This is a genomic window from Anaerolineales bacterium, from assembly GCA_003105035.1.
Taxonomy (GTDB): Bacteria; Chloroflexota; Anaerolineae; order Anaerolineales; family UBA4823; genus FEB-25.
Genome location: PQAL01000003.1, coordinates 17,122 through 43,355, shown reverse-complemented (window position 1 = coordinate 43,355; position 26,234 = coordinate 17,122). Strand labels below are relative to the sequence as shown.

Genomic DNA, 26,234 nt, shown 5'->3' with positions numbered 1-26,234 from the left:
TTGACTTATCATATTTGTAATTGACCCATGAATAAAATCCTGGTAATATTCACCACTTACTTTTTTTAGATTAATGGTAAATGGAGAAGACCATGCTCTGGGGACTTTGTTGCATGTTAGCTTTTTTAACTGGTGTGTTTTTTCTTAAATTCCTCACCACGCACCCATTACGTATGAGCCTGTACTTAAGCCTGACCTGGGCATGCTTTTTAGGCAGCCTGGTCATCTTTTCTCAACCAATGATCCGTGTTCGAGTTGGTTTGGCAGTGCTGGCTTGGATGTTTTTTTTCCTGGGTGGTTATGCAATCCTAACTAGAATATTCCTGTCGCGAGAAGACCATCGGCATATACCTCTCCTAACACGTCAAAAGGGAGACCCCGGCGACGGTCATGTTGCGGTCATCTATTTCACCCATGGCGAACCTGAGACATACGATCCGATCGGATGGCTCAACCAGTTCCGCGAGTTTGATGAGCAACGGATCTCCTTTGTCCCATTTCTTGCCAGGCCTTTCTTTGTATATCAATTGCGGAAAAAATACCTCCAGGTAGGCTCCAGCAACCACCGAAAGGTTCATCAGCGGATGATGAGCAGCCTGGAGCGTGAATTTCGCCTTCAGGGTGATGAAACCACCCGATTCTATATAAGCTTTTTGGATGATGATCCCCGCCCGGATGCCGCTATCATTCAAGCTTTGAATGAGGGGGCAAGCCAGTTGATCGTGGCAGAGGTTTTTGTCTCAGTATCCAACCATACCCTGGAAGGCAAGAACCTGATCGAGGCGATAAGGCTTGAAGATTACGAAATTCCCATTTATTACACAGGTCCGATGTGGGATTCATCCACCCTGCACCGCATGTTCCTGGAGCGGGCTCAGCAGCACCTTGGTGGAACTGACAAAACTAAGGTGGGTGTGCTTCTAGTTGGACATGGGCAGCCCGATGTATGGGATCGCGAATTTGCTAGCGAAACTGAACACGAGCTCCAGTTCCGCCGATATATCCTGGACCTGTTTGAAAAGGATGGTTTCCATCGGGATCATCTAAGCCTGGCATGGATGGAATTTAAAAACCCTAAACCAGCGAAGGTCATTGAGCAATTTGTGACAAATGGGGTGGAGACGGTGTTATATTTCTCAGCCGCCATCAGTGCCGATTCGATCCACAGCCAGTATGACATCCCTGAGCTCGTGAATAAAGCGAGGGTACCAAAAGGGTTTTCATTGATAAACCTGGGGGCATGGAATGATGATCCGCTCGTGATCCAGGCGATCAAGGAAAAAATTGAGGCCGCTTATGCAACCTGCCTTAAACCCGAAAAACAAGTGATACATCCATTGAAAGAAATCTCGCTGTAAATAATGAGCTTGTTACACCGCGGGCTTTATGTGGTCCAGATCAATGACCAACGCCAACCCAAATCAGTGGGAAATAAAGCATTTAATATCCACCAGTTGATGCAAAGGGGATTGCGTGTGCCTAAAACGTATGCAGTCAGCTGGGAAGCCTATGATCGTTATTTGCAGGATGATGATTCAATCCTTAAACTATTAAGTCAGCAGCTGATGGAGGTGCTGGAACCTGCAGGTGTTTATGCGGTGCGCTCGTCTGCCAGCGTCGAAGATACGCTGGAAGGCTCATTTGCCGGCCAGTTTAAAACCATCCTCGATGTTCAGGGTGAGCAGGCAATCCTGATGGCGATCTTGTCCGTATGGTCCAGTGTAAATTCACCCGGTGTGCAGGCCTACCTTGACAAACTTCCATTACAACAACGCGAGCTGCACATGGCGGTCATCTTGCAGGAAATGGTCAACCCGCTTGTCTCCGGGGTTGCCTTCTCGCGCAATCCCATCACTGGCGAGGATGAGGTGATAGTCGAAGCGGTGCAGGGAGCTGGAGCGGCCTTGGTTCAGGACGGGATCACACCACTGCGGTGGGTGAACCGGTCAGGATTGTGGAAATCATCCCCACAACATTCACCGATTGGGACCGGCTTGATCGAGATGGTATGCCGGCAAACGCGCCAGATTGCTGAATCTTTCAAAGCGCCGGTAGACCTTGAGTGGGTCTATGATGGGCACGAGCTCTTCTGGGTTCAAATGCGCGAGATACCTTCACTGAAGAACCTGGAAACCTACTCGAATCGAATTGCCAAGGAAGTACTGCCGGGGATGATCAAACCCCTGATATGGTCGATCAATATCCCCCTGATCAACTCCGTGTGGGTTGAACTTTTAACCGAGCTGGTAGGGAAAAATGATCTCAAGTTCGATGACCTGGCAAAGAGTTTTTATTATCGAACCTATTTCAATGTAAGTGCGTTGGGGCGAGTTTGGGATGTCTTTGGCATGCCACGCGAAAGCCTGGAGATCATGATGGGTATCCTGCCCCGCTCTGAAAGACAGCAAAAATTTAAGCCAACCTGGCGGATGATGCGACTGTTGCCCCGCTTGTTATTATTCGCCTGGAAGAAATGGCACCTCGGAAAGCGTTTTGAGGTTGATTATCCACGTCTGAAATTATTACCTGAACATTACAACTGGCAGAATACACGAAATCAAAATGAAAGTGAACTGTGGGTCGAAATCAACAGGCTCTATCGTGATCTGTATCCTCTGGTTTATTACAACATAAATATCCCGCTCCTGATGGGGTTCTATAACACAGCCTTTGCATACTTCCTTAAGAAAGCGGAAGTTGATCCAGCCCAGTTTGATCTGATGGCAGGCATGACAGCCCATCTGGAGTACGCTCCTGACATACCCCTGAGGGATCTACAGCATGACTTTCACAACCTGGACCCTGCCACCCAGCAGTACATTAGACAATCCTCTTATGTAGAATTTCAACAATTACCTGGCATCCCCCAGTTTCAGGAAAAAGTCTCCAGCTTCATGATACGATTTGGCTACTTGTCGGATAGCGGCAATGACTTCTCATCAGTCCCATGGCGCGAGAAACCGGACATGGTACTGAAGCTCATCACCCAGGGGCCAGTGCAGGAAGCACATAAGGCCAAGGTGCGTTATGAGGACCTAAACCTACCCAGGCTGACATCCCATTGGGCGAACCTGTTGTACAGGAAAGCCAGGAAATTTCGCCTGTACCGTGAACAGATCAGCTCTTTATATACCCAGGCTTATGGCTCCTTCCGACCATACCTCCTTGCGCTCGGACACCATTTCACGGCGCGTGGTCTGCTTTCCGAGCCTGAGGATATCTTTTACCTGGATCGGTTGGAGATTGACGAGATTGTTTCATACATAGTGGATGAAAGAAACTCAGCACCCGCCAAACAACTGGACCAGGATTATGGCTTGCTTGCCAAGATACGCAAGGCAGAGCTAATCAGCTGCAAGGACGTGCACCTACCGACTTTGATCTATGGCAATGTGCCCCCATTGGTGGATACAAACGAGGAGGATAAACTCACTGGAGTTCCCACTTCGAGGGGATATTATACAGGTCCGACCAGGGTAGTGCATGGGCTGGAAGATTTCAATAAAGTGAAGCCCGGTGATGTGTTGGTCATCCCATTCTCAGATGTGAGTTGGTCGGTGCTTTTCGCCCAGACAAAAGCAATCATCGCCGAATCAGGAGGAATGCTGTCACACAGCTCGATCCTGGCACGCGAATATCAGATCCCGGCGGTGGTATCCGTGCCAGGTGCTATGGAACTCAAAGACGATATGCTGGTTACGGTGGACGGCTACCGGGGAGAGGTAATCTTACATACGAAAGCAGAGATTCAGCAGAATGAAGGGTCAAATTGACCTATACGTTTCCAACACCGAGATTGGGTGATTGCTGCTTTGATATTTTATTGAGGGAAAAATGGAACTATGGATTGCTTTCCTTGCTTGTCTCATCGGGTACTTGTGCGGTTCGATTTCTTCCGCTCGCCTGGTCACAAGGCGGGTGGCTCCAGATACTGACCTGAGGCTGATCCAACAGCCTATCCCGAGTACAGACATTATATTTGAGTCTGACTCAGTAAGCGCTTCCATGGTGCGCATACAGGTAGGCACACGGTACGGGTGTCTGACAGCCGTCCTGGATATACTCAAAGTCTTCATTCCTACTTTGGCGTTCAGACTGTGGCAGCCCGCAACCCCATATTTCTTGCTCATAGCCATATTTGGATTGATTGGGCATGACTGGCCACTTTATCACCACTTCAAGGGTGGTCGGGGAGAATCAGCGATCATCGGAGGTATGCTGGTGATCGATCCCATTGGGTTGATACTGACCAACCTGGCTGGTGGCGTGATTGGCTGGCTGGTCGGGGATGTGCTGGTCCTACGCTGGTCTTTCCTGATCCTGCTCATCCCATGGCTTTGGTTCAGCACCCATGAGCCTGCATATCTGATCTATGCCATCGCCTTCAACCTGATATACTGGGGAAAGATGACCCCTGAGTTAAAACAATTCTTCCGGATCTTAAAACAAGGTGGCTTGAGCACGCAGGAAGAGGTTGCAGGGGACATGGCAATGGGTCAGAGACTGGGACATTTCCTGGATCGTTATGGTGCACCCAGCCTGATACGCAGGCTGTTTCGGGTGAACAAAAAGTAGCAGCCCAACCAGCCACGTTTGGGTTATGAGAATGACAAATTTTCCTTCGATATAGGAACACGGCATGACTGAGATCGTATTAGAAGCAAAAGGTCTGCGAAGAAAATATCAAATGGGTGAAGTGGTGGTCGAAGCGCTCTCTGGATTGGATTTCCAGGTTAATAAGGGTGAATTTATTGCTATCATGGGTCCGTCAGGCAGTGGAAAATCAACTCTGCTGCATCTGTTAGGTGGGCTGGACTCACCTTCGGATGGAGAGGTCATCCTGGCAGGCAAGAAACTTTCTGTCCTGGGGGATAAGCAAGTCACCCTGGTGCGCAGGCATAACATTGGCTTCGTCTTTCAATTTTTTAACCTGCTGCCAACATTATCTGCGGAGGAGAATATTGCCCTACCGCTCTTAATTGATGGTAAAAACGTCCGTCAATACCAGGCTCGCATTGACCGCCTGCTGGATTTGGTCGGCCTAACAGACAGGCGCAAGCACAAACCCGACCAGCTTTCGGGTGGCGAGCAACAGCGCGTGGCGTTGGCGCGCGCCCTGGTCACTGAACCGGCCATCATCCTGGCCGATGAGCCAACCGGCAACCTGGATTCAAAGACCGGGACCACGATCATGAACCTGTTGCAACGTTCCTGTGTGGAATTAGAACAGGCTCTGGTAGCTGTGACGCATGACGCACGCGCAGCAACATACGCCAACCGCGTTGTCTTTCTCCACGATGGCAAGATCGTCAAACAGATCCAATTCACGGATGGTCAGGAGATGTCTGACCGATTAAGCATGGTGATCAAGGTGTTTGAAGCGCTGGAGGCAAAAAGGTAGTGCTGCTCACGCGATGGCTGACCCTACGTTCCATGTGCTCCCGCCCCTTGCGCACGCTTTTAAGCATGTTCGGCATCATCCTGGGTGTGGCTGGATTGCTGGCCATTCGTATCACCAACCTCACAGCATTGGATACACTTTCAGCGCTTTTCGAAGGCACTGCTGGGAAAACCGACCTAATCGTGACATACACCGGGACGGATGGAGATGGGTTACCGGAACGCATCTTGCGCAGGATCATTGATGACGAAGCTGTACAAACAGCTGTTCCAAGCCTGCAGATTCATACCGCCCTGGCGGTCGGTGTTCCTGAATCTGCCATACCGCTGAGCCTGCTGGGATTTGATATGGGTGGCTTCTCGGTTTTTGGGATCGATTCACAAACGGATCTAAGCGTACGAGACTATACGATAACCCAGGGCGAGTTTCTCTCTCAAGATGAGAATGGCCGCGAGATCGTGCTGGTTGAGAACTACGCCAGTGAGAATGAACTAGAAGTTGGCAAAATAATCGAATTATTGACAGAAGACGGTCCCAAGGAATTCACTGTTGTTGGTTTGATTGCTAAAAAGGGGGTGGGGCAAAATAACAATGGCGCGTTTGGCGTGATCCCACTGAAAACTGCCCAGGAGCTTTTTCATCGCAACGGTGAAATCGACCAGGTCGATATTGTGCTAAAACCGGATTACGGATCAGCGGATCAACTCGCTATGGTTAAAGCCCAACTTCAATCACAGCTGGGGGATGAATACCCTGTCACCTCCACCGTTTCAGGGGGCAGCCGAGTGAATCAGATGCTGAGTGGTTTTTCCATCGGACTAAATTTCATGGGCGGGATGGCGCTTTTCGTTGGAGGCTATCTCATCTACAATACTTTTTCCATGACCGTGGTTGAACGCACACGTGAATTTGGCTTGTTGCGTACATTGGGTCTCACCCGTCAACAGGTGACCATCCAGGTGCTGGTAGAAGCTGCAATCTTGGGGTTGATTGGTTCGTGCGTTGGTGCCATCTTAGGAATCGGACTATCACAGGGTGCCACGTATTTGTTAACATATCTATTGGACCTGGATTCAATCCCATTAATAATCACCCCTGAGGTCATCCTCTCCAGCCTGCTGGTGGGTATGGCAGTAACACTCGTTGCGGCGCTCATCCCAGCCTGGCAGGCGGGCCGCATCTCACCGCTTGAAGCCCTGCGTGTGCGTGGGGTTCGGAAGGAAGGCTGGCTACTCCGCCAGGGATGGATATTAGGTCTCCTCTTCCTATCGATCTCGTTTATCATCCTGGTTGCCAATCCATTCCCATACGATGTCCAGTTCCGGCTGGGCAGCCTCACCGTGGTTTGTCTATTTTTCGGCGGGACGCTGCTCATCCCGGGCAGCGTGGGTATCTGGCAACGTGTAATCCGTCCAGTTGTCCACTGGTTATATGGGGCAGCTGGACAATTGGGTAGCAGGAATATCCAACGGTCAAAGTTACGCACCACCCTCACCGTGGCGGCATTAATGATCGGCGTTTCGATGATCATCATCACACGTGGGATGACCGATTCCTTTAAAGGCGACCTGGAAACATGGATCAACGCGTATGTGGGCGGTGATCTTCTGGTCACCTCCGCTTCTCCCATGCGCAGCCAGGTGATGCGCCGGTTGGAAGCCATACCTGGTGTTGAAGCAGTGACTCCCATGCGTACCCTGGATGTGAAATGGCAGACTCCGGATGAAAAGACCGAAGATCTGGTCTTCATGGGGATTGATACACAAACCTACGACAAAGTGACCTCTTTTGTTTTCAGTGATAGTCAAGTCGATGGAGAGGCAGCCTATGAAAAACTTAGTGAAGGGAATACGCTTTTTATCTCCAGTGTTCTGGCAGAGAAATATGGATTAAATGTTGGAGATACCCTGAGCCTGAGAACACGCAGTGGCGAGCGGGATTTCTCAATTGCAGCGGTGGTGGTAAATTTCTACAACCAGGGCCTGGCAGTCCAGGGAAACTGGCAGGATATGCGCCGTTATTTTAAGACTTCCGAGGCTGGGGCCTACCTGGTGAAACTTGCGGATGGATATCTAACAACAGAAGTACAGCAGCGCATTCAAGAAACCTACGCTGATCGGCAACACCTCTCCATCGCCTCAAACCAGTCACTAATCGATCAAGTTCTGACGCTGCTCAACCAGGCCTACAGCATGTTTGATGTGATGGCAGTCATTGCCTTGCTCGTCGGAGCTCTGGGGGTGGTCAATACCCTGACGATGAATGTTGTAGAGAGAGCGCGGGAGATCGGCATGCTGCGCAGCATCGGCCTGACGCGTGAGCAGACACTGGTAATGGTGCTGGCAGAGTCTCTGCTGATGGGCTTGATCGGAGGGGTGCTTGGCCTGGGTTTCGGCATCTTGCTGACGCGCATCTTCCTGTGGTCGATGACTGCCATGTCGGGCTATAAGATCAACTTTATCATGCCTGTAGGGGCTGTGATCGCTGGCATATCAATCGCCCTGTTGGTTTCACAGCTTGCTGCAATTTTCCCAGCCAGGCGGGCATCACGCACACAAATATTGGACGTTATCCGTTACGAGTAGGAGCCTTTATGAGATTTAAATTCATCCATGTTCTAAGTGCTTTATTGATCAGCCTGATTATGCTTGCAGGCTGCCAGGCAAATACACCTGAAGTTGTGTCAACCGACAGCCAGGCAAACGGACCTGAATTGTTCATGGACGATGGTGTAATGACCATTGAAGGGCACCTGGTCCCCAGGGTATTTGCCACCCTCTCCTTTGCTGCTACTGGCGAGGTGGTTGAAATTCTGGTGCAGGAAGGTGAAACGGTGTCAACAGGTCAGGTGATTGCCCGTTTGGGAGGAAAACAGCAAACTGAGGCATCTGTAAAATCCGCTGAGCTGGAGTTGCTGGCTGCACAGCAAGCACTGCAGGATCTATACGATGCCCAGGAAGCGGTAACGAACCAGGCTTTTTTTGATCTCCAGGCAGCCCGCCAGGCTGAGTGGGATGCGCAAAGCCATCTTGATTCCATCACCGGTGACCAACTCCAGAATGAAATTGCCGGTGCAAAAGCTCAGCTGGTGCTTGCTGAGAAACAGCTGGAAAGTGCTAATGACAATTACAATGATTACGAGGATGAAGCGGAGGACGATACGACACGCGCTTTCTACCAGGTGCAGCTGACAGAGGCTCAGCAAGCTTATGACCAGGCAGCTCTACGGCTAGATGATTTGCAAGGCGAAGGATACACTTTTATTTTACAGCAGGCGCAGGATTCCTTGGAAGCTTCAAAAACCCAACGAAAATTAACAGAAGCGCATTTTAGCGATGTCTCACATGGTCCGGACACAGATTCGCTGAATTTAGTAAATGCTCGGGTTTCTGCCGCCAAAGAGAACCTGGCAGCTGCCCAGGCAACGCTTGAGCAGTTTGATTTACGAGCTCCAGCGAATGGGACCTTGGTTGAATTAAACCTTAACGAAGGCGAGCTTGTCATGATAGGACAGCCTGTTGCTAAGTGGGCAGATTTATCAGAATGGTATGTGGAAACAATAGACCTAACTGAGATTGATGTGGTAAATATTGAATTGGGTCAGGTTGTGGAAGTGGCAGCCGATGCATTTCCAGATAATATAATGAGCGGAACAGTAACTACAATCCGGGATACTTTTCAGGAAGTCCGGGGAGATATCACCTATGTCACTCGCATAAAATTGGAAGATGCTGCTCCCGGGTTGAGGTGGGGGATGACGGTCCTGGTGAGCTTTATTCCCTTCAAATAAAGATGTGGTTCTGCTGAATAATTCTGGATTTTCCTGAGCCTACCACCGTTTGGTTTTAGAGCGATATATGTATTTAAAATTGTGCTCATTTAAAAATCACTCAGGTAGAAATATAAGCAGTAAATATATAAGATCTCATTCTCCAAACCAATCGTCTTTAATAATGGTTCACATGATTATTAAAGCGCTTGCATGGTTTCTTAATAGTTATCTGAATCCACTGGATGCCAATCCGTTGACAGGACTTTACCAACCTCATCCAATATACTTGACCTACAAGTCATGCAATGGATTGGACGAAAACAGCAGGACACTGGTTGGGAAGAGCGTTTTTCTAGATTCGTCCTTTTACATCATTGGTTGAGCGCCTCGCAAGGGGGAGACTCTTTGATCTGATGCACGCATGTGAATCAAATAGCCTGTTGAAGGTGGGTTTTTAGTTTATTCTCCACATTTATTCCGCCTGGTTGGATACAAGCCAGCAAATCAAAGACGACTTCGGTGTTGCAAAAGTCGAACCGCTGTCAATTGATGCTAAGGTGCATGGCCTCGATCCAGTTAATGTGTGACAAGCTATCAGCCAGGATCGCTGTTTATCCATGATGCTTTGCAAATGTTGCGCGCGCTGATGTAGGTGTCGGTTGTTGTGTATGCCCAGAGCATATCAACCCGTATAGCAGCTACCATTTGCGATTGATCGGTATACACGCACCCATTGACACTCATCAAAACGATGCTTTACTTTTCGCGTACTTGTAATTACAATACAACATTACTACAATTTTCAAGAATAGTTTCTCAAAGCAAAACAATATCATCTCCTGTAGAGCGCATCTAATGCAAGAGAGTAAAATAGAATACCTCTACCGGGTTTATAAGGAAATATTGGCTTAACTACCCTATTCATGCTTTATCAGGCTTGGGTGAGATGTCATTAGTATATTCAATGTCAGGTAACTCTGAAAGTTAAGGAGTTCAAAATGGATCTCGAACTCAAGGATAAAGTGGCCGTTATCACAGGGGGAAGTGTTGGCATCGGACTGGCCGTTGCTCATGGCCTGGCAAAGGAAGGTGTGCACGTTCTGATTTGCGCCCGCAATGCGGCCAGGGTCAGTGAAATGGCTTCTGAGATTGCAGCTACTTACGGGGTAACAGCAATTGGCGTCAAGGCAGACCTATCAATGCCTGAGGATATCTCCACGGTGATCACCAAAGCCGGCCAGGCTTTTGGTGGCGTGGATATACTGATCAATAATGCCGGCACCGGCAGCAACGAGACTATCCTGAACGCTCCCGATGACAAATGGCAGTACTATTGGGAACTGCATGTCATGGCGGCAGTCAGGTTGGCGCGCGGTCTGGTGCCTTTAATGCAAAAGCGTAATGGGGGGGTAATAATCCATAATGCCTCCATATGCGGTAAACAACCGCTCGGTTATGAGCCAATTTATAACGTCACCAAAGCAGCCCTTATCATGTTTTCGAAGTGCCTGGCTGACGAGGTGATCAAATACAACATTCGCGTCAATTGTATCAATCCGGGGTTGATCCTTACCCCTGATTGGAAGAAGACGGCTGCGCAATTGACGGCGGGCACTGATGTAACGGTGGATCAATACCTCGACCGAATTGCCAGGGATAATGCGCCTATTGGGCGGTTTGCGACCCCTGAAGAATTGGCTGACTTTTTTGTATTTCTCTGTTCGCCGCGCGCCAGTTATTGTGTAGGTTCCACTTATTATGTGGACGGCGGCTGGTTGAAGTCTGTTGCGTAATTTACCCAATCTATCACTTAAAGAAAGCGAGGCATTTCATGAAACAAGCGGTAATGACTAAAGCTGGGGAAATTGAACTTCACGATGTTCCTGCACCCACACCCGGGCAAGGTGAAGTTTTGTTACGTGTCCAGCGTATTGGGGTGTGTGGTTCAGATATCCATGTATATCACGGTAAACATCCCCTCACGAGCTATCCGGTGGTGCAGGGGCACGAGTTCTCTGCGGTGCTCGAAGCTGTTGGGCCGGGGGTCGCCGGACTCATGCCTGGCACAAAGGTAACTTCGATGCCACAAATTGTGTGTGGCGAATGTGCACCGTGCCGCCGCGGGGATTATCACATTTGCGACAAATTAAAAGTGCAGGGTTTTCAAGCGCCCGGCTGTGCCCAGGAATTATGGACCACATCTGCAGACATGATCATAAGCCTGCCGGATACGTTTACCTTTGAGCAAGGAGCTCTGGTGGAACCTGCCGCCGTAGCGGTCCATGCCGTGGAGCGAGTCGGAAAGTTGGCTGGGCATCGCGCCGTGGTTTTAGGTGCGGGGCCCATTGGTAACCTGGTTGCACAAACTACCCGCGCAGCAGGCGCACAGGTCTTGATCACTGATTTAAGTGACTACCGTCTTGAAGTAGCCCGCCAATGTGGACTAGCAAACACCAGCAATCCCAAGCAAGAAAACCTGGCAGATGCTGCTAGGCGTGTTTTTGGTAATGATGGTTTTGATGTGGCTTTTGAGTGTGTGGGAGTGGAAGCAACGATTACAGAAGCAGTGGCGAATATCCAAAAAGGCGGCACAATAGTTATTGTGGGTGTGTTTGGCGATAAGCCCCGCCTGGATATGTCCACCGTGCAAGACCGGGAGTTGAACATTCGCGGCACTCTGATGTACAAACGTCCCGATTATATCCGTGCCGTGGAACTCATAGGCTCAGGTGGCATCATAACCGAGCCGCTGGTTTCCAAGCACTATTCGATCGACAACTACATTGAGGCCTATCGCTACATTGATAAATTTGGCGACAAGAGTATGAAGGTGGTCATCGATGTGGCATAGGAACTCCTGAGTGAAGATAATCCTTGTTCGGGTGTTGCGTGGCAAGTAGACTTGGAATACCAATGGTTGATTGGAAATCATCGGCGAACAAGGGCGATCTAAGCTGCACTTCATTCACTAGTGGTTCAAGGCAGCTGTAAATTGCTGACGATCCCTGCCGGATCACGCCTTGTGCTTATTGAAGAGCAGACCTGGTTTGAGGAAAGCCAGGGAGTTTAGCGGTGATATCTTCATAATATGCGGTTTATAAAGGAGTGGATTGTATGAAAGCAATGATCATTACTGCATTCGGAGGGCCAGAAGTATTTCAAGAGGCTGATTGGCCCAAACCGGTACCGCAGGCTACAGAAGTCCTGGTGCGAGTGTACGCAGCCGCAATAAATCCTGTAGATTATAAGATTCGCAAGGCTGGTAGATGGGCAGGGGTAAAACCACCTGCGGTCTTGGGTTATGATGCTGCCGGGGTTGTTGAGGCAGTAGGGGTAGGTGTTAAAGCCTTCAAGCCAGGCGATGAAGTGTATTACTCACCATCAATCTGGACAGGGCAGGGCAGTAACGCTGAATATCAGGTTTCCGATGAATCGATTGTAGCCCATAAGCCCAGGAATTTAAGCTTTATAGAAGCATCTGCATTGCCCCTTGCGGGCATGACAGCCTGGGATGCCATGCAATTTTTACAGCCGAAGCCAGGTGCCACGCTGCTGGTGCATGCAGCCGCAGGTGGAGTAGGTTCGCTAGCGGTACAAATAGCGAAAGAAGCTGGAGCACGGGTGTTAGGAACATGCCGAAAGGAAAACCAGGAGATGGTTAAGTCCCTTGGGGTCGATTTGGCCATTGATTATCATGCCGAAGATTTTGTCACTGCAGTGCAGCGTGAGACAGGTGGCGAAGGAGTGGATGGTGTGTATGATACCGTGGGAGGAAATCTGCTTGCCCAAAGTATCAATATCATCAAACCCCATGGCCGCGCAGTGACCTGCGTCAACAGCACAGGCGATTTGAGTGCAGCAAATCCTAAAAACATAACCATCTATTTTGGTTTCATGGAACGGGCTAGGGCAAAGCTGGAGGCGCTACGCGTGCTCGTCGAACGCCAGCAGCTGAAACCAGTCATTGACTCGGTGATCCCCCTGGAGGAAGTGGCAGCAGGGCATCGCCAGCTTGAAGCTGGTGGGGTCAGAGGCAAGATTGTATTGCAGGTGATTGGGTGATAGCCCGAATTCCATGTATCGTAGCCACCAGTCCGACTGATGGTCGTTTATATATTTACAGGAATCAATCACCAGATCAATTTTCAAGAATTTTCCGAGCAGCCGATATTTCTAAAACACAAGGAGTAAGGTGGTATGAATAAAATCGGAATATACTTTGCTTATTGGACCGAGAAATGGACGGGGGATTATAAATACTTTGTGGATAAAGTTGCCCGGCTTGGTTTTGATATTTTGGAAGTCCAACCGGATGAACTGCTGAGTATGCCCAAGGCAGAACAGGAAAACCTGCGCCAAATGGCGAATGACCGGGGGCTTGAACTCACCTACTGTATTGGCTTTTCACACGACAGGGACCTGGCTAGCGAGTCAGCTTCAGTCCGCCAGGCAGGTCTTGATTACGCCTATAAAATTTTGGATGTTATTCATTTCATGGGTGGCAAGGTTTTTGGTGGCATTAACTATTCCTCCTGGCCAGCGGTCTTTCCCAGTAACCTCATCGACAAACGCCCGTATCTCGAACGCAGTGCTCGCTGTGTTAAGGAAATCAGCAAAGTAGCTGAAGACTATGGCATCACCTACTGCCTTGAGATCGTGAACCGCTTTGAGCATTTCTTGCTGAACACTGCCGCAGAAGGAGTGGCTTTTGTGGACGCAATCGGCAGCCCAAATGTTAAGCTGCTCCTGGATGCGTTTCACATGAACATTGAAGAAGACAACATTGGTGCTGCCATTACCTCGGTTGGCGACCGGTTGGGACATTTCCATATCGGTGAAACAAACCGCAAACCGCCAGGACAGGGGCGGATGCCGTGGGATGAAATAGCCCAGGCATTAAAGAAAATAAACTACCAGGGACACGTGGTGATGGAACCATTTATCAAGCCTGGCGGGGAGGTAGGCCACTCTATCCGTGTTTGGCGTGACCTGAGTGTCGGCGCAGACGAAGCTCAGCTTGACCACCAGGCTAAGGAAGCTTTGACTTTCATGCGCAATAAACTTGCCTGATCTCTTAGAAAATAAGGGCAGCCGATTCTACCTGACTGGTAAATGAGGCTGCCCCGAATTTTTAATCTCAGCTGACTTTTTGATATCATCTCGGCACAGTCTGAGTATATTTTTCGTTGATTGGAGTAACGATCTATCAATATCCACCAAGGTAAGATGCACGGTGGATAATTATTCTTATATTGTCATAAGGATTATCGAGCCTAATAAATCAATATGTTGGTTCTGTGGGTGAAAAACCACCAACGCTGGGGCGACAACCCGGATGCTGCATCGTAATATTGCGAATAGGGCTGAGATATGGATGTTAATTTGACCGCTTGTTTTCGTTTATTCAGCTAGAAACAGGTTTTGAAGATGCTCTTCCGCAGCAAATTCCGCAGCTCGATATATTTTTTGGATGGGGATATTGTGTTGTAAGGCTAATCGTCTGCAATCCTCATACTCGGGTGTGTAGTTCCAGCTTTTATCGCCCTTTTTCGAAAATTTGATGTTCACTGCCCCATAAGGTGTGCTCACCTGCGTGATGTGCCGTTCCACTGAATAGCGATCAACAGAATATTTGCGTATACCCAATGTGGTAGTTTCGGAAAAAATGATTTCCATTAATTTCTCTGTGTCATCTTCGGTACACAGCACCGTGACCAGAGAGCCCGGGCGATTCTTCTTCATATAAACAGGCGTAAGAGAAACATCCAGCGCACCGGTATTAAAAAGCCTTTCGGAGAGATACGAGTAAATTTCAGGATTCATGTTATCGATATTGCATTCGAGGCATACCAATTTCTCTGTCTGCAATGAATAACTGGACAAGGTTGGTTCCATGCTTTCCCCGATCAATAAGCGTAAAACGTTGGGGGTTGGTAAATCCCGTTTACCTGCGCCATAACCAATTTTCTCTAACCGCATGGCTGGAATGATGCCAAATTCCTGCACCAGGCTGGTTAATAAGGCTGCGCCGGTCGGTGTAACCAGTTCTTTATTTATCTCGCTTCCATGGATGGGAACACCTTTTAATAAAGCCAGGGAAGCTGGTGCAGGTAATGGGAGCGTTCCATGAGCCGATTGGATAGTGCCTGAGCCGAGGGGGAGCGGTGAGGCAATGAGCCTATCAATTCCGAGTAATTCCATACCCAGCAAGACTCCCACCACGTCGACAATCGTGTCCAAGCCCCCAAGCTCATGTAAATGTATTTCTTCTACTTCCAAGCCATGGATCAGGGCCTCGACCTCACCAATCCTTCGAAATACTTCCACTGCCTTCCCCTTGATATTTTCAGACAATGGGCTTTGCAAAATGAGGTTGATTATCTCTGCCAACTTGCGTTCTGTAACCCGATCATCTACCAGCACATCAACCTGGATTGCGGTCAATCCCGCCTTATTAACCCGCTTGGAGGTAATTTTGAAACCCTGAATAGGCAAGAGAGCTAAGCGCTCTTTTATATCATCAAGCGGAGCGCCACAATCCACCAGGGCACTTAAGAACATATCTCCGCTGATACCTGATGGGCAATCGAGATAGCCGATTTTCATAGGCTAGGTTCCTTTTGTACAATTGACTCTTATTCGCTCAAGGATGGCGAAAGCCATTTGGGCGGCGCCAAAGCCATTGTCAATATTCACTACGGCCACACCGGGGGCACAGGAATTTAGCATTGCCAGCAAAGGTGCCAGGCCGCCAAAACTGCTGCCGTAGCCCACGCTGGTTGGCACTCCAATCACCGGGCAGGCAACCAATCCGGCGACGACGCTGGTTAAGGCTCCTTCCATCCCTGCGATGGAAATGATTACATCGGCATTCATGAGGACGTCTCTCTGGTCGAGTAAACGGTGCAATCCCGCAACGCCGACGTCATAGACGCGCACGACTTTTTGACCCAAGAATTCCAGCGTCTGTACCGCTTCCTCGGCCACTGGAATATCCGCAGTTCCACCCGTGATGACGGCTACCATTGGTTGCGCATCATCGGGGGGTATAGGTAGATCATCTTGCAAGACGAGCAGGCGTGAGATGGCATCATAATGCGCTTCCGGTAGCTGTAGCCTGACAAATTTGGCCATCTCAGCAGAGACTCGCGTGCCCATCACCTTTCCATGCAATTGCTTTATCCGCTCAAAAATGGAAGCTACCTGCTCGGGTGTCTTGTACTCGCAAAAAACCACCTCCCCCGCACCCTTGCGTAATGCGCGATGCGAATCCAACCTGGCATAGCCCAAATCGGCGTAGGGAAAGTCTCGAAGCAGGTTCAACGCACTATCAATATCGATTTGCTGATTAGATAAATCCGTGAGGATCTGCCGTATTTTGATATTATCCATTTCTCTCTAGAACCTCATTCATGCTTCCCGACCTGAATCCATTCAAATCAAGGGTGATGTATAAAAACCCCAATTCTTTTATTCGGCTGGCAATTTCAAGCCGTTTTTCCAAGGCGATGGTAAAGTCCGCCGGCTCCATTTCTATACGGGCGATCTGGTTATGATAGCGAACCCGCACCTGTGAAAAACCCATTTGGCGAAGGATATGCTCGGCCTGTTCTATCTGATGCAGAGTGGAAATCTCGATCGGGGTTCCGTACGGGATACGTGAGGATAAGCAGGCAGCGGAAGGCTTATTCCAGTTCGGCAGTTTAAATTGGCGGGCCAGAGCCCGAATATCAGCCTTTGTGAGACCGACTTCCATCAGAGGGCTGCGCAAGCCTTTTTCTAATGCCGCTTGCCTGCCTGGCCGATGGTCATTCAGATCATCAGCATTTGTTCCATCCAGGATATACCGATAGCCGTGTTGTACGGAGTATTCAACCATCGTGGTGTATACATTCTGTTTACAAAAATAACACCGGTTTGGCGTGTTTTCTGTATAGCGCGGGTCTGCTAATTCATGGCCTTCGACGATTACCTGTTTAACACCGAGAAGCTCGGCAATTTGGCGAGACTCATCTAGATCACTTCTGGGCATGCTGGCCGAAACGGCAGTTAATGCAATTGCGTGTTCACCAAGGACATCGTGAGCGATTTTAAGCAGCAGGGTACTATCGACGCCCCCGGAATAAGCCACAATCACCGATTGCATTTCACTGAGCAGTTTTTTTAGATTTTCATACTTCTCTTCAAGGATCATACCTGTAATCTTCTTTCATCGAACGTGTGTCAAGCCTTCAAATGTCTCTTGTTAATATCGATAAACTCTCTTCGTTCATATTCATGGCTAGTGAGTGACATCGAGCGGGATGCAGCGGAAATTATAACTGATTGGTTCCGTGTTTTCGCAAGTGGTCATTTGAATCATATACGCCTTGTCATGAATTTGCCCACACAGCTTATTATTGTGATCCCGGCGAGCTGGGGCGAATGATTAGATTTGTCTTTCAAAGGAAGTCATTGTGTAATAATCGCTCTAATTCCGATCTATCGATGAAGAATTCAGGTCATTTCCCGTGGTGAGGCATGTATACAAAACACAGTCTTTTGATTGACACCGTTTCTTCATAGGGGTGTTATGCCTATAATTTGGGAAGTTAGTTTTCACCTTCGATCTCACGCTCTAATATAACTATTGACAGTGTATAAAAAAATGTTATACTGCCGCTTGTATTGTAATGACAATATTACATTACTACAATATTCTCAATCGCTTTTGGAATAACAAAAATAAACTACAACAAGGTTAATTATTAAATATACGATGACGGTTGCACACCGCATGTGTTATTCAATTATTTCGATGTACGCCCTGTTGAACTAGTTTCATAGAGGTTCCCCTGTGTCACGGATTTCGTGGCACTTTTTTTATTGTTGGTAACCTGATCGCTGCTTATTCGTTGTCTCCGAGGTTAATACTGGCTTCCTGTCAGGTACGATTGCGTCAAATTGACAGGCATATGGATCGTGAGTACGACCTGTATCAAGAATATGCTCGGATAACCTTTTCGGATTAAAAGGAGGTGTAGCTCTAAGGAAGACACGTAAACAGAGATTTACCTGGGTGAATCCTGAGGTTGCTAGGAAGATACAGCGATTTTGCCTCAAGGAACTGTACAGAGTCCAAATGGTAATATCCTGCGGTAGACGTTAGTCAGATAAAGACCAGTGATATACCACTCGGACGGTTCAAAAAGAAAAACATTTGGATCAATCTATTTACCCATTTTTGCTTGCATGGAGGAGAATATCCGATGAAAGGCAATTTGTGGAAAATTTTGTGCATATTGATGGTTGGTGCGATGGTACTGGCTGCTTGCGGAACCAAGGCAACTACCACTGCTCCGGAGACTGCCGCACCGGCGACAACAACCGAACCTGTAGCCACCACCTGTAACGATGCCGACCGGGTGCCCATCACCTGGTCGACCATTGCCGGGTTCTATACCGATGCCATGACGGCCATCGTGAGTGACTTTGAAGCCGAGAACTGCGTGAAGGTGACCATTGTTGGTATCGACAATGCCCAGCTGTATGACAAGCAGATCATCGAGGCTGTGGGAGAGACGGGTGCTTACGACGTGTACAACATCGAGACCGCTGAGAAGGCTGGTTTCGCTGAGAACGGCTACATTCTGCCGATGGATGACTACATCGCTGCCAATCCTGATAAGGTGGCCTATGATGATATTGCGCCCGTACTGGCAGAAATCACCACCAAGTACAAAGGCCACATCTGGGGTCTGCCGTACTACACCTATACCCAAGGTAACTTCTTCCGGCAGGACCTATTCGATGACCCGACCGAGCAGGCAGCCTTCAAAGCCAAATATGGCTATGACCTGGCCGCACCCCAGACGTGGGAGCAGACCAAGGATATCGCTGAATTCTTCACCCGCAAGTCAGGCGAGACCCTGAAGGGTGAAACACTGACCAAGGACTTCTACGGGATCGGCCTGATGGCTGGACGGTTCCAGGAGATCCAGGACGAGCTCTCCGGCATGATCCTGTACAAGGGTAGTGACTGGCTGGGAGCTGATGGCTCAATCTTGGTTAAGGATGCAGGAAACGAGTGGGCTTTGGACTGGTACGTGAATGATCTGCTGCCCTATGCTCCACCGGCAGCTCTGACCGTGACCTATGACGGTGTGATGAACCAGATGCAGGACTGCCAGATCGCCATGACAGCCAACTTCTTCCTGGATCAGTGGCCGAACGCAGCCAACACTGAGAACACCTGCCCGGGTGCCAAGATGGGCATCGGGACTGGTATTGAGAATACCACATACATCGGTGCATTCCTGATGGGTGTGTCGAGCTCGTCGAAGCACCCGAAGGAAGCCATGGACTTTGTGGCCTACGTGGCTGGTAAAGCAGCCCAGACCAAGTTTGCATCCATGGGTGGATCAACGACCCGCGTCAGTGTACTGACTGACCCGCAGTTCAATACCCCTGAAAGCTGGCCGAAGACCGGGCACTTTGCTTACCTGTTGAAGGTGTTTGATAACATGAAGAACACCGTGTCCAATCTGTTCTTCAGCCCGTACGGCGCCAAGCTGTACAATGCCATGGGACCGATCTACCACCAGGCAGCGGCAGGAGAAAAGACGCCGGAGGCGACCCTCCAGGAGCTGTACGACGAGTTTGTCAAGATCTGTGGCGGAGATACATGCTCCGTGTTTAGATAAGCTCGACTATTTTCGATTGGGGCCGGGCTCGACCCGGCCCCAGCATCTGTCTGGCAGTATATTAACCCGCTCGGTTGGGAGATAAAGATGGAATCATTAGCAATCAAGAATTCCAGGTCGACCAAAAAGACCCGAAGAACCATATCAGATAATTGGTATTCGGTGCTGCTGATTGCGCCGGCCATGATCATTATCCTGTTTTTTGCCCTCGTACCGCTTTTCTATGCGATCGATGTATCATTCCGCCAGGCTGACCTTACCATGGGCGGTATCCAGGGGTTCGTTGGTTTACGAAACTATCGGGAAGTACTGCACGAGGAGTATTTTTGGCAATCGGTGGGCACAACCTTGAAGTTCACCTTCTTTGCCATCGTCATTGAAATGGGGCTCGGGATCGTCCTCGCCTTTTTGATTTCAGGCGCGACGAAGGGCAAGGGTTTGATTCGCAGTCTGTTGATTCTTCCTCTCGCAACAGCGCCGGCAGTTACGGGTCTTTTCTGGAGGTATTTGTATGACACCCAGTTTGGTGTCTACAACTACTTTTTAAAAATACTCGGCTTGCCATGGCAGCCCAACTGGCTGGGTGACATCAAGCTGGGCCTGTGGAGTGTGATCATCTTCGATGTCTGGCTGTGGGTGCCGTTTGTAGCTCTAATCGTTCTGGCGGGCTTGCAATCTCTGCCTAAAGAGCCTTTTGAAGCGGCTGAGCTGGATGGCGCTTCCACAACTCGAGTTTTACGCACTCTCACTTTCCCCATGCTGTCACCTGTGCTCATCCTGGTATTTATCTTGCGGACGATTGACTGCCTGCGTCTTTATGATAGCGTAGCCACTCTGACCCGCGGCGGACCGGGCTCTGTGACGGAGACGTTGACGTATTACCTCTACCGCCAGGGTCTGGTATTTTTCCGTATGGATTATGCTTCGACCATGGCCTTGCTCTTTATGTTTGCTGTGATCCTGGCAAGTGGCTATGCCCTCAGGCCCTTACTTGCCCGGCTCGCCAAGCGTGCTGGACAAAGATAAGGAGATACCCACATGTTACAACAACGGAATTCTAAAGCCTTCGAAATTCTACGATATGCACTCATCATAGGATTTCTATCTGTCTCACTCTTTCCTATTCTCTGGCTCATCCTCACATCTTTCAAGCCGGCCACCGATATTATGGTGTCGCCACCCCACTTCATCTTCAAGCCAACCCTTGACAACTACAGGTATGCCCTCCATCAGGCTAATTTTCTGGTTTTCGTAAAGAATACGATCCTTGTTGCAGTCACTTCGACCATCATCGTGATCGTATTGAGTGCGCTTGCCTCATATAGCTTTGCCCGTTACAACCCGGGTGGTGGAAATATCCTGTTCTTCATCCTGACGACAAAAATGTTCCCGGCTATTGCCGTCGTACTACCTTACTTTCTGATATTCAAAGAAATCGGCAATACCGCGGTGGGTAATTTCCTGCAAGTAGGCCTTGATAAGCCTGGAGCGTTAATTATCAGCTACACCATGTTCAACCTACCGTTTGCCATCTGGCTGATGGTCTCCTTCTTCCAGGATATCCCACGCGAGCTGGAAGATTCGGCTCGCCTGGATGGCTACAACCGCTTGCAGGTGCTCAGGAAGGTGGTGCTTCCTCTGGCGATGCCTGGTATCGCAGTTACAGCCATCTTCTGCTTACTCTTCTCGTGGAATGAGTTTCTTTTTGCCTACATCCTTACCCGCGATGCGGCCCGTACCATCACTGTGGGCGTCGAATCCTTCTTCACCCTACGCGGAATTTTGTGGGGTCCTGTGGCAGCCGCTGCAACGATCAGCGTGTTGCCCATGTTGATCTTTGTGCTCATCTTACAGCGCTATATGGTGCGCGGCCTCACCTTCGGGGCTGTCCGAGGCTAAAGAGAGGACTACTATGTTAACCTTTCCGATCATTTGGGACTTAAGCTTTTCATCCTTCCAGATATTCGTCGGTGTGGGCATCGTGTGGCTGCTCTGGATCGAGAAACTTTTCGCATCACAACGGACATCCGTTATTGTGATGACGATAGTAGCGCTTGCAGGAGCCGTGTTCAATTGGTTGTGGGGGTACTGGAAAATTCGCAAGAATTATCTGGCGACCCAGAAACAAATCCAGGAAAGCGAATCCGCTGAAGTGGTATTCGAAGGTGAAATCGCATGATCGAATTAAAGGACGTCACCAAGCGTTATGGTCTTTCGACCTTTGGAGTACGCGACCTCAATTTTGATGTTCGCGACCAGGAATTCCTGGTTATCTACGGTCCATCCGGTGCTGGGAAGAGCACAACCCTAAAGCTCCTGGCAGGAATATTAAAACCCACAAGCGGCGATATCATTCGGGATGGTGTGTCATTGGTTGGTGTCGCCCCTGAAAGCCGCGACATGGCCATGGCCTTTGAGAACTATGCCCTATACTCGCACATGTCCGTGCGTGACAACCTGGCTTTCCCCTTACGTGCCAGGGAGATGTCAAAGGCAGAGATTGATGAGCGCGTGGATCGAACGGCTCGCACACTGCAGATCACTGATCTGCTCGACCGGCGCCCCGGATTTCTAAGTGGCGGCCAGCGACAGAGAGTGGCCTTAGGCCGTGCCATCATCCGCCCAGCCAACCTGTACCTGCTCGACGAGCCCATTGGACACCTGGATGCTAAACTCCGTAACCGCATGCGCGGTGAGCTCAAAGCCATGTCTGCTGACATGAATGCCACCATCGTGCTCGTCACAACGGCCTCGCGTGAGGCGCTGGCACTCGGTGACCGGATCGCCATCCTGCGCGAGGGTCACTTACAGCAGATTGGTACACCCAATGAAGTTTATTACCAACCCGTGAATGAGTTTGTTGCTTCCTTCGTTGGCGAGCCACCCATGAGCTTTTTGGACATCACACCCAAAGGTGATGATGGAAAGCTTTTCTTCCAGATTCAGGATTGCGATGACTGTCTGGAGGTGCCCCCGCAGCTGGCGCAGCACTTGAATGGTGAGAAAGAAGGTTATCGGCTCGGAGTACGTGCTTCTGAGATCACCGTGGCATCTCAGCAAGATACGGATCACCAGGTAGCGGGTGAGGTTTACATCGTTGAGCACATGGGTTATTGCAATATTATCTCTGCCAAATTGGGTAATGGTTTAATACGCGTGATCACTGAGCCAACGGTGGTTCCCAATCGCCGTGAGTCCATCTGGCTATCGTTAAAAGCAGAGAACATGCATCTATTCTACAAAACCAAGGCCATTCAGCATCCATCCGGCAAGCTGAATGGGAGGCATTCTAACGGCGAAATGGCAGAAGCGAGGTAAATTCCGTGGCAACCATTACTCTTGAAAATGTTTCAAAAACATATGGCAATAAAGTTGAGGCTGTGCGGGGTATTAATTTTGAGGTCAAGGATGGTGAGTTTATTGCCCTGTTAGGCCCTTCAGGCTGCGGTAAATCTTCCACCATGCGTATGATCGCAGGCCTGGAGGATATCACCAGTGGAACGATTTACTTTGACGGCAAGCCGGTAAACCTGCTACGCCCACGCGATCGAAAAGTGGCAATGGCATTTGAGACCTATGCCTTGTACCCTACTCTGACGGTCTATGAAAACCTGGCATTCCCGCTCCGCTCAGCAGGTTGGGATAAGGAGAAAGTTGATGCAAAGGTACAGGAGTATGCCCAATTATTGGAGCTTACTCGCCTGATGGACCGTGTGCCGAGTGATCTGAGTGGTGGTCAGGCACAACGTGTTGGCCTGGCGCGAGCCCTGGTGCGCGAGCCAGCTTGTTTCTTGCTAGACGAGCCCATCTCGCATCTTGATACACGCCAGCGCCACCGCATGCGCCAGATCATCAAGCGACTGCACCTGGAAAAAGGTTTTACTATGATCTATGTGACCCACGACCAGGAAGAAGCCATGGCGATGGCTGATCGCGTGGTGGTGATGCATGAGGGCACCATCCGCCAGATAGGAACCCCGGCTGAAATTTATCGTGATCCAGCCGATAATTTTGTGGCTGGCTTCGTGGGCGAACCTCCTATGAATTTCCTGGAAGGCTCACCCAATCTCTGCGATGGACAGTGGATGTTTCGCTCTGGTGACCGGCAGTTCCCACTGCCGGAGTGGATGCAGGCTGGAGGCGAAAAACTGCCCGGAAATCTTACCCTGGGCATCCGCCCGTTTAATGTCGCGGTAACCACGGATAGCGACATACCTTATGATGCTGCGGGTGAAGTCTTTGTGGAAGAGAACCTGTGTGATTATAGTATTGTGGCAGTCGATATGACGGATGTGCGTTTCCAGGCGGTAACACCGACCTCATTCACGGTCCAGCGCCATCAACCGGTTTACCTGAAATTTGACCCGGTCTTCATGCGCTTTTTTGATAAGGAAACTGGCAAGGCCATATCCGCGCCTCGTGACTGAACATTATGAGTATCGTAGCTATTACGGGTGGTGCCGGTAATCTTGGACGGCAGGTCGCTTTCCTGTTAGCCAGGCGCGGCGACCATATACGCATTTTCGATTTACCCGAGGTTGACTTTGATTTTACCTCCGGGCAGTCGGCCATGGAGGTCATCACGGGTGATCTGCGAGACCAATCCGCCCTCTCCCGGCTCTGTTCCGGGGTTGATTGGGTAATTCACCTGGCGGCTATCATGCCGCCACTCAGTGAAATTAACCAGGATTTAACCCACGCGGTAAACATCGAAGGCACCAGGGCATTATTATCTGCCATGCAGGCCGGGTCTAAGCTTGTTATGGCCTCATCTGTAGCAACCTACGGCGTTGCTCAAAGTGAGGTGGTTGGTTTAGATCATCCTCAGCAACCGATTGATTTCTACGGTCAAACCAAGGTACAGAATGAGCGTGATGTTCTGTCAAGTGGAATACCCGCCGCGATCCTGCGTATCTCGGGTATCTCCGTGCCCGCTTTGCTTGAGCTTCCCCGCCCGTGGTTTTTTACCCAGGATCAAAAGGTAGAATTCATCCACTTGCAAGATGCTGCTTTGGCGGTAGCAAACTGTGTGGGGAACGCCAGCGCGCTGGGTAAGATTTGGCAGATCGCTGGTGGAAGTACCTGGCGTACAACGGGTCAGGGTTATTCTGAGGCGATATGTAGGGCATTCGATACACCCTTCGAAACCGCAACCTTCATGGATACGCCCAACTGGCCAGCCTGGTACGATACGACCGGGTCTCAGGCGGGGTTGAGCTATCAACGCCACACTTTTGATGATTTTATCGCTGAGCTACAGAAAATTTATCAAGAAGCGATCGGTTGATCTGGGTTGTGAGGATTGATCTATGAAGGCAGTACGCATCATCGGCTACGAACAGGCTGTTTATACCGACATACCAGTTCCTATACCTACACCAGATGAATTACTGGTGCAGGTTAAGCGGGTAGGGGTCTGTCACAGCGATGTGGAAGTGTACCGGCAGGAGCTTGGTATCTATCGCACCGGGGGGGCATCCTTGCCAATTACTGTCGGTCATGAATGGGCTGGTGTTGTGGTCGAGGTCGGTTCCAGGGTGCAGGATTTCGAGCCTGGCGAGCGTGTGACCGGTGAGTGCGGAATGGGTTGTGGCCACTGTGCTTTATGCCAGCAGGGCTTACACAATATTTGCCCCGAGCGGGTAGAGATGGGCGTGTTCAATCGGGACGGTGCCTATGCGGAGTACCTGACAGTGCCAGCTGCTCATGCCCATCACCTGTATGACCTATCCTTTCAGGAAGGCGCGCTGGTGGAGCCGTGTACTGTCGGGTTGTGGCTGGCGCGCCGGGCGGGCATCGGCCCGGGTGATCGAGTGGCTGTGATCGGCTGCGGGACGGTCGGACTGATGGCGGTACAGACGGCACGTTTCTTTGGTGCCGACCAGGTGGTGGCGGTAAGCCGCTCGCCTTTCAAGCTCGATCTGGCAAAAAAGATGGGCGCAGATACAACAATCAATATTTCTGAACTTTCAGTGGCGGACGCAGCTCCCATAGTTACGAAGGATCAGGATTTTAACGTTGTGATCGAAGCGACAGGAGTATCGGACGGGGCAACATTAGCCCTGCGTACCGCTGCTCCCCGCGGCCGGGTAGTAGTCACCGGCGTGTTTGAGAAAGAGTTGCAGCTGATCGATTTTAATACCATCATGCCCAAGGAGTTAACCGTCATGGGTTCTCTCGGTGGGCCAACTGTATTCGATGAAGCAGTGGAGCTGATACGCAAAGGGCAGTTAAAGGTTCTACCGATTAACACCCATTCCTTTCCACTCTCGGAAGGGCCGCAGGCGTTGGCCATGGTTGCTCACGGACATCCGGATATGGTTAAAGTACACCTGGATTGCTCATTGAACTAAGGGTTTGCCCGAGCTGACAGCACAAG

21 protein-coding genes are annotated in these 26,234 nt (G+C 49.9%); 18 read left to right on the top strand and 3 right to left on the bottom strand.

The window, feature by feature from the left end; translation table 11 throughout:
- Positions 1-80: 80 nt before the first annotated feature.
- The 10 genes from C3F13_01465 to C3F13_01420 all read left to right on the top strand — a co-directional run bounded on the left by C3F13_01465 (position 81) and on the right by C3F13_01420 (position 14,243).
- The gene (locus C3F13_01465) at positions 81-1,358 is read left to right on the top strand and encodes a hypothetical protein (GenBank protein PWB56234.1); all 1,278 of its coding nucleotides are present in this window, start codon (positions 81-83) and stop codon (positions 1,356-1,358) included.
- Positions 1,359-1,361: 3 nt separating this feature from the next.
- Positions 1,362-3,773, top strand: a complete 2,412-nt coding sequence (locus tag C3F13_01460) for a hypothetical protein (GenBank protein PWB56233.1) — start codon at positions 1,362-1,364, stop codon at positions 3,771-3,773.
- 61 nt (positions 3,774-3,834) lie between these two features.
- The gene (locus C3F13_01455) at positions 3,835-4,575 is read left to right on the top strand and encodes a hypothetical protein (protein PWB56232.1); all 741 of its coding nucleotides are present in this window, start codon (positions 3,835-3,837) and stop codon (positions 4,573-4,575) included.
- Positions 4,576-4,639: 64 nt separating this feature from the next.
- Positions 4,640-5,401, top strand: a complete 762-nt coding sequence (locus C3F13_01450; protein ID PWB56231.1) for a hypothetical protein — start codon at positions 4,640-4,642, stop codon at positions 5,399-5,401.
- Positions 5,401-7,986 (top strand): hypothetical protein, encoded by a 2,586-nt coding sequence (locus C3F13_01445; protein PWB56230.1) that lies wholly within the window; start codon positions 5,401-5,403, stop codon positions 7,984-7,986. Before C3F13_01450 ends, C3F13_01445 begins: the two co-directional genes overlap by 1 nt.
- Before the next feature lie 8 nt (positions 7,987-7,994).
- Complete coding sequence (locus C3F13_01440; GenBank protein ID PWB56229.1) at positions 7,995-9,191, top strand: hypothetical protein; 1,197 nt, start codon at positions 7,995-7,997, stop codon at positions 9,189-9,191.
- 980 nt (positions 9,192-10,171) lie between these two features.
- Entirely contained in the window at positions 10,172-10,966 is a 795-nt protein-coding gene (locus C3F13_01435; GenBank protein ID PWB56228.1) for a short-chain dehydrogenase, read from the top strand.
- 38 nt (positions 10,967-11,004) lie between these two features.
- Positions 11,005-12,024, top strand: coding sequence for an alcohol dehydrogenase (locus tag C3F13_01430; GenBank protein ID PWB56227.1), 1,020 nt, complete (start codon positions 11,005-11,007; stop codon positions 12,022-12,024).
- A gap of 263 nt (positions 12,025-12,287) precedes the next feature.
- The gene (locus C3F13_01425) at positions 12,288-13,235 is read left to right on the top strand and encodes an NADPH:quinone oxidoreductase (GenBank protein PWB56226.1); all 948 of its coding nucleotides are present in this window, start codon (positions 12,288-12,290) and stop codon (positions 13,233-13,235) included.
- A 135-nt stretch (positions 13,236-13,370) separates the two neighbouring features.
- A complete protein-coding gene (locus C3F13_01420) occupies positions 13,371-14,243 on the top strand; it encodes a hypothetical protein (GenBank protein PWB56225.1) in 873 nt (290 codons plus the stop codon).
- Positions 14,244-14,573: 330 nt separating this feature from the next.
- On the opposite strand, the gene C3F13_01415 is transcribed toward C3F13_01420, so the two are convergent.
- Genes C3F13_01415 through C3F13_01405 form a run of 3 tightly spaced genes read right to left on the bottom strand, consistent with a single transcriptional unit; the run spans position 14,574 to position 17,367 of the window.
- Complete coding sequence (locus C3F13_01415; protein PWB56224.1) at positions 14,574-15,779, bottom strand: TIGR00299 family protein; 1,206 nt, start codon at positions 15,777-15,779, stop codon at positions 14,574-14,576.
- Positions 15,780-15,782: 3 nt separating this feature from the next.
- Positions 15,783-16,565 (bottom strand): 1-(5-phosphoribosyl)-5-amino-4-imidazole-carboxylate carboxylase, encoded by a 783-nt coding sequence (locus C3F13_01410; GenBank protein PWB56223.1) that lies wholly within the window; start codon positions 16,563-16,565, stop codon positions 15,783-15,785.
- Complete coding sequence (locus tag C3F13_01405) at positions 16,558-17,367, bottom strand: TIGR00268 family protein (GenBank protein ID PWB56222.1); 810 nt, start codon at positions 17,365-17,367, stop codon at positions 16,558-16,560. The genes C3F13_01410 and C3F13_01405 overlap by 8 nt, the downstream gene beginning before the upstream one ends.
- 1,102 nt (positions 17,368-18,469) lie before the next feature.
- On the opposite strand from C3F13_01405, the gene C3F13_01400 reads away from it, so the two are divergent.
- From C3F13_01400 to C3F13_01365, 8 genes are all read left to right on the top strand, one after another.
- On the top strand, positions 18,470-19,855 hold the full coding sequence (locus C3F13_01400; GenBank protein ID PWB56433.1) for an ABC transporter substrate-binding protein: 1,386 nt from the start codon (positions 18,470-18,472) through the stop codon (positions 19,853-19,855).
- Positions 19,856-19,942: 87 nt separating this feature from the next.
- A complete protein-coding gene (locus C3F13_01395; protein PWB56221.1) occupies positions 19,943-20,881 on the top strand; it encodes a sugar ABC transporter permease in 939 nt (312 codons plus the stop codon).
- A gap of 12 nt (positions 20,882-20,893) precedes the next feature.
- Positions 20,894-21,754: a carbohydrate ABC transporter permease gene (locus C3F13_01390; GenBank protein ID PWB56220.1), complete on the top strand. Its 861-nt coding sequence runs from the start codon at positions 20,894-20,896 to the stop codon at positions 21,752-21,754.
- A 13-nt stretch (positions 21,755-21,767) separates the two neighbouring features.
- Entirely contained in the window at positions 21,768-22,034 is a 267-nt protein-coding gene (locus C3F13_01385) for a hypothetical protein (GenBank protein ID PWB56219.1), read from the top strand.
- Positions 22,031-23,173, top strand: a complete 1,143-nt coding sequence (locus tag C3F13_01380; GenBank protein PWB56218.1) for an ABC transporter ATP-binding protein — start codon at positions 22,031-22,033, stop codon at positions 23,171-23,173. The genes C3F13_01385 and C3F13_01380 overlap by 4 nt, the downstream gene beginning before the upstream one ends.
- Before the next feature lie 5 nt (positions 23,174-23,178).
- Complete coding sequence (locus C3F13_01375; protein PWB56217.1) at positions 23,179-24,282, top strand: ABC transporter ATP-binding protein; 1,104 nt, start codon at positions 23,179-23,181, stop codon at positions 24,280-24,282.
- A 5-nt stretch (positions 24,283-24,287) separates the two neighbouring features.
- The gene (locus tag C3F13_01370) at positions 24,288-25,142 is read left to right on the top strand and encodes a hypothetical protein (GenBank protein PWB56216.1); all 855 of its coding nucleotides are present in this window, start codon (positions 24,288-24,290) and stop codon (positions 25,140-25,142) included.
- A gap of 22 nt (positions 25,143-25,164) precedes the next feature.
- The gene (locus C3F13_01365; protein ID PWB56215.1) at positions 25,165-26,208 is read left to right on the top strand and encodes a hypothetical protein; all 1,044 of its coding nucleotides are present in this window, start codon (positions 25,165-25,167) and stop codon (positions 26,206-26,208) included.
- The last annotated feature ends 26 nt before the right edge of the window (positions 26,209-26,234 follow it).